Source organism: Ruegeria sp. BC3 (genome assembly GCF_056539265.1).
In genome coordinates this window covers 1-4,482 of the sequence record NZ_JBQFUP010000021.1, presented here as the reverse complement: position 1 = coordinate 4,482, position 4,482 = coordinate 1, and the positions used below count along the sequence as shown (strand labels likewise).

3 protein-coding genes are annotated in these 4,482 nt (G+C 62.7%); all 3 read right to left on the bottom strand.

All coding sequences use genetic code 11. The features are described from left to right. Positions 1–2,856, bottom strand: a complete 2,856-nt coding sequence (gcvP, locus tag ACR0MV_RS21605; protein ID WP_480703716.1) for an aminomethyl-transferring glycine dehydrogenase — start codon at positions 2,854–2,856, stop codon at positions 1–3. A gap of 175 nt (positions 2,857–3,031) precedes the next feature. Beyond that, positions 3,032–3,397: a glycine cleavage system protein GcvH gene (gene gcvH / locus ACR0MV_RS21600; protein ID WP_170467783.1), complete on the bottom strand. Its 366-nt coding sequence runs from the start codon at positions 3,395–3,397 to the stop codon at positions 3,032–3,034. A gap of 17 nt (positions 3,398–3,414) precedes the next feature. Continuing rightward, a partial coding sequence (gene gcvT, locus ACR0MV_RS21595) for a glycine cleavage system aminomethyltransferase GcvT (protein WP_480703715.1) occupies positions 3,415–4,482 on the bottom strand: 1,068 nt, incomplete at its 5' end.

Sequence of the window (4,482 nt, the reverse complement as noted above, 5' to 3'; positions counted from 1 at the left end):
TTACTCAGCGGCTTCTTGGTATGCGTCCATTGGTGGGCATGTGCAGATTAGGTTTCTGTCGCCATATGCGTTGTCGACGCGGTTGACGGGGGACCAGTATTTGTCGACGCCCATGGAGCCTGGAGGGAAGCAGGCCTGTTCGCGGGTGTAGGGGCGGTCCCAGTCGCCGACCAGATCGCGCACCGTGTGGGGGGCGTTTTTCAGCGGGTTGTTTTCCGCGTCGATCTTGCCGTCGATGATGTCCTGCGCTTCGGCGCGGATGGACAGCATGGCGTCGCAGAAGCGGTCCAGTTCGTCCTTGGGCTCGGACTCGGTGGGCTCGACCATCAGGGTGCCTGCGACCGGCCAGGACATGGTCGGCGCATGGAAGCCTGAATCGACCAGACGTTTGGCGACGTCATCCACGGTCACATGCGCTGCCTCGTCCAAGGGTCGGGTATCGAGGATGCATTCATGCGCCACACGACCGGTCTCGGAGGTGTAGAGGATCGGATAGGCATCCTGCAGACGCGCCGCGATATAGTTGGCGTTCAGGATCGCCACCTTGGTCGCCTGCGTCAGACCCGCGCCACCCATCAGCAGCACATAGGCCCAGCTGACCGGCAGGATCGACGGAGACCCGAAGGGCGCCGCCGAGACCGGACCCACGGCGGTGCCGTATTCCGGGTGACCGGGCAGGTGCTCTTCCAGATGCGCCTTGACGCCGATCGGACCCATGCCGGGGCCGCCACCGCCATGGGGGATGCAGAAGGTCTTGTGCAGGTTCAGGTGGCTGACGTCGCCGCCAATGTCACCCGGCCGCGACAGACCAACCATGGCGTTCATGTTGGCGCCGTCGATATAGACCTGACCGCCGTGATCATGGGTGATCTGGCAGACCTCCTGCACGGTGGTCTCGAATACACCATGAGTGGACGGATAGGTGATCATGCAGCCGGCCAAATGATCCGAGTGCTTCTCGGCCTTGGCGCGGAAGTCATTCAGATCAATGTTGCCGTTCTCATCCGATTGCACCGGCACAACCTGCCAGCCCACCATCTGCGCCGAGGCCGGGTTGGTCCCGTGCGCCGAGGTTGGGATCAGGCAGACATTGCGGTGCCCTTCGCCGCGGGCGAAGTGATAGTTGCGGATGGTCAAGAGGCCTGCATATTCCCCCTGCGCGCCCGAGTTGGGCTGCTGGGAGATCGCGTCATAGCCGGTGATCTGGCACAGCTTGTCGTTCAGATCGGCGATCATCTCGTGATAGCCCTGGGCCTGATCTTCGGGGCAGAACGGGTGCAGATTGCCGAACTCGGGCCAGGTGACCGGGATCATCTCGATCGTGGCGTTCAGCTTCATGGTGCAGGACCCCAGCGGGATCATCGCCCGGTCCAGCGCCAGGTCGCGGTCGGCCAGACGGCGCATATAGCGGGTCATCTCGGCCTCGGCCCGGTTCTTGTGGAAGATCTCGTGGGTCAGATAGGGCGTCTCGCGCAGCGCGTAATCCGGCAGGCGGTACTGCTTGTTCGAGCTGTCATCGGTGCGGTCGATGCCGAAGGCCCCCCAGACGGCCTCGATGGTCTCGGGCCGGGTCTGTTCGTCCAGGCTGATGCCGACCTTGGTGTCGCCGACCTTGCGCAGGTTGACGCCACGCGCCACGGCAGCCTCCATGACCGTCTTCTGCAGGTGGCCGACCTCGACCGTGATGGTGTCGAAGAAGACCTCGGGTTCGACCGAGAAGCCCGCCTCTTCCAGGCCAGCGGCCAGGCGCGAGGTCTTGCGGTGCACCGATTGCGCGATGGCCTTGATGCCGTCGGGGCCGTGATAGACCGCATACATCGAGGCAATGACGGCCAGCAGCGCCTGCGCGGTGCAGACGTTCGAGTTCGCTTTCTCGCGGCGAATGTGCTGCTCACGCGTCTGCAGCGCAAGGCGGTAGGCCTTGTTGCCGCGGCTGTCGATCGACACACCGATGATCCGGCCGGGCATTGCCCGCTTCAGCTTGTCGGTGGTCGCCATGTAAGCGGCGTGCGGGCCGCCATAGCCCATCGGCACGCCAAAGCGCTGGGTCGAGCCGATGGCAATGTCCGCGCCCATCTCGCCGGGCGACTTCAGCAGCGCCAGCGACAGGATGTCGGCAGCGACGATGGCGATGGCTTTGTGTTCATGCAGCGCCGCGATCTCGGCGGTGTAGTCACGCACATGGCCATGAGTTCCGGGATACTGGAAGATCGCGCCAAAGACCGCGCCCGCATCCAGGCTGTCCGGATCGCCTACCTGCACGTCAATGCCCAGAGGCTCGGCGCGCGTTTTGATCACCGCGATGGTCTGCGGGTGGCAGTTCTTGTCCACGAAGAAGGCCGCGTTGTTGCCCTTGGACCGACCGCCGCGCTTGGCCATCGCCATGGCCTCAGCCGCTGCGGTGGCTTCGTCCAGCAGCGAGGCATTGGCCACGTCCAGCCCGGTCAGGTCGCTGACCATGGTCTGGAAGTTCAGCAGCGCCTCAAGACGGCCCTGGCTGATCTCGGGCTGGTACGGCGTGTAGGCGGTGTACCAGGCCGGGTTTTCCAGGATGTTGCGCAGGATCGGTGCAGGCGTGGTGGTGCCGTAATAGCCCTGACCGATCAGCGAGGTCAGAACCTTGTTCTTGCTCGCCACCTCTTTCATGTGGAACAGCGCGTCGCGTTCGGTCATCGCCGGACCCCAGTCCAGCGGCTCTTTCTGGCGGATCGCGGGCGGGACGGTCGCGTCGATCAGCTGGTCCAGTGTCTTGAAGCCGATCACCTTGAGCATATCCGCCATCTCTTGTGGCGACGGGCCGATATGGCGGCGATTGGCAAAGTCATAGGCTTCGTAGTCGGTCAGTTTGAAGGCCATTGCAGCGCTCCTATGAATAAGTCAGGTCCGGCGGAGACTGCGGGAGCCTCCGGCGGAGGGTGAGGGCCGTCCCGGAAACTGTCCGGGGGACAGTTTCAGGCCCGAACGGGCGGAGCCCAAATTCGGCGGCATGAGTTAAATCAATGGAGCCCCAGCAACAGGGCTCCGTAGTCGTTTACCCGATGAAGGCCTTGTAGCCGGCCTCGTCCATCAGATCCTCAAGCTGCGAGGCATCCGCGATCTTGATCTTGTAGATCCAGGCCTCGCCCTCGGGGTCTTCGTTCAGCGCGCCGGGGTTGTCGGCCAGCGCCTCGTTCACTTCCGTAATCTCGCCATCGACCGGGGCATAAAGCTCGGACGCGGCCTTGACGGATTCGATCACGCCGATCTCACCGTCTTTCTCGAACTCGTCACCGACCTCTTGCTGCTCTACGAAGACCACGTCGCCCAACTGTTCAGCCGCGTGCGCGGTGATGCCCAGCGTGGCGGTGTCGCCCTCAACGGACAGCCATTCATGCTCTTCGGAATAATAGGTTGCCATGTCTCTCTCTCCTGACTTCAACGCTTGTAATTCTGAGTGATAAAGGGCAGCGCCACGATCTGCGCCGGTTGCGCCTTGCCCCGGATGATCAGGTTCACGGTCTCACCCGGTTCACCATGACCCTTGCTCACATAACCCATCGCCACCGGTCCACCGACCGTGGGGCCGAACACGCCCGAGGTGATCTGACCGATCGTATTGCCCTCGGCGCATTGGATTTCCACGCCCTGACGCGCCGGGGCGCGACCTTCGGGCTTGATGCCGACCAGCTTGCGCGCGGTGCCTTCGGCCAGTTCCTTCTGCACGCGGTCTGCACCCGGGAACCCGCCTTCTTCCTTGCGGCGCTTCTGGATCGCCCAACCAAGGCTGGCCTCGATTGGCGAGGTGCTCTGGTCGATGTCATTGCCATAAAGGCACAGACCGGCCTCAAGCCGCAGGCTGTCGCGCGCGCCCAAGCCCGCCGCTTCGCAATCCTCATGGGCCAGGAAGGCCTTGCTGATCTCAATAGCCTTGTCCTCGGGGATCGAGATCTCATACCCGTCCTCGCCGGTATAGCCCAGACGCGAGATACGGCATTCGACACCGTTGATATCGGCCACGGTGGTTTCCATGAACTTCAGGTCGCGCGCCGCGGGGCACAGCTCACCGACAACGTTTTCCGCGGCAGGACCTTGGACCGCGACCAGCGCACGGTCGAAGATCTCGGTCACTTCGACGCCCTCGAGGTTCGCTTTCATATGTGGAATGTCCTGATGGCGCAGTGCCGCGTTCACCACCACAAAGTAATGATCCCCGGCATTCGACACGATCAGGTCATCCATGATCCCGCCTTCCGCGTTCGTAAAGAACCCGTACCGCGCCTTGCCTTCCTTCAGCGTCGCATAAGCCTGCGGGCAAAGCGCTTCCAGCTTCTCACCCACATTCTCGCCCCGCAGGATCACCTGCCCCATATGAGACACATCAAACAACGCCGCCTTCTCACGACACTGCTTATGCTCTCCCATGATCCCCAACGGATACTGAACAGGCATCTCCCATCCAGCAAAATCAACCAACTTACCTCCCAACTCAACATGCAAAGAATG

What these genes read in the sequence shown, in the direction of transcription:
- gcvH (WP_170467783.1), bottom strand. Translation starts at nt 3,397, where the DNA reads ATGGCAACCTATTATTCCGAAGAGCATGAATGGCTGTCCGTTGAGGGC.
- gcvP (WP_480703716.1), bottom strand. Translation starts at nt 2,856, where the DNA reads ATGGCCTTCAAACTGACCGACTACGAAGCCTATGACTTTGCCAATCGC.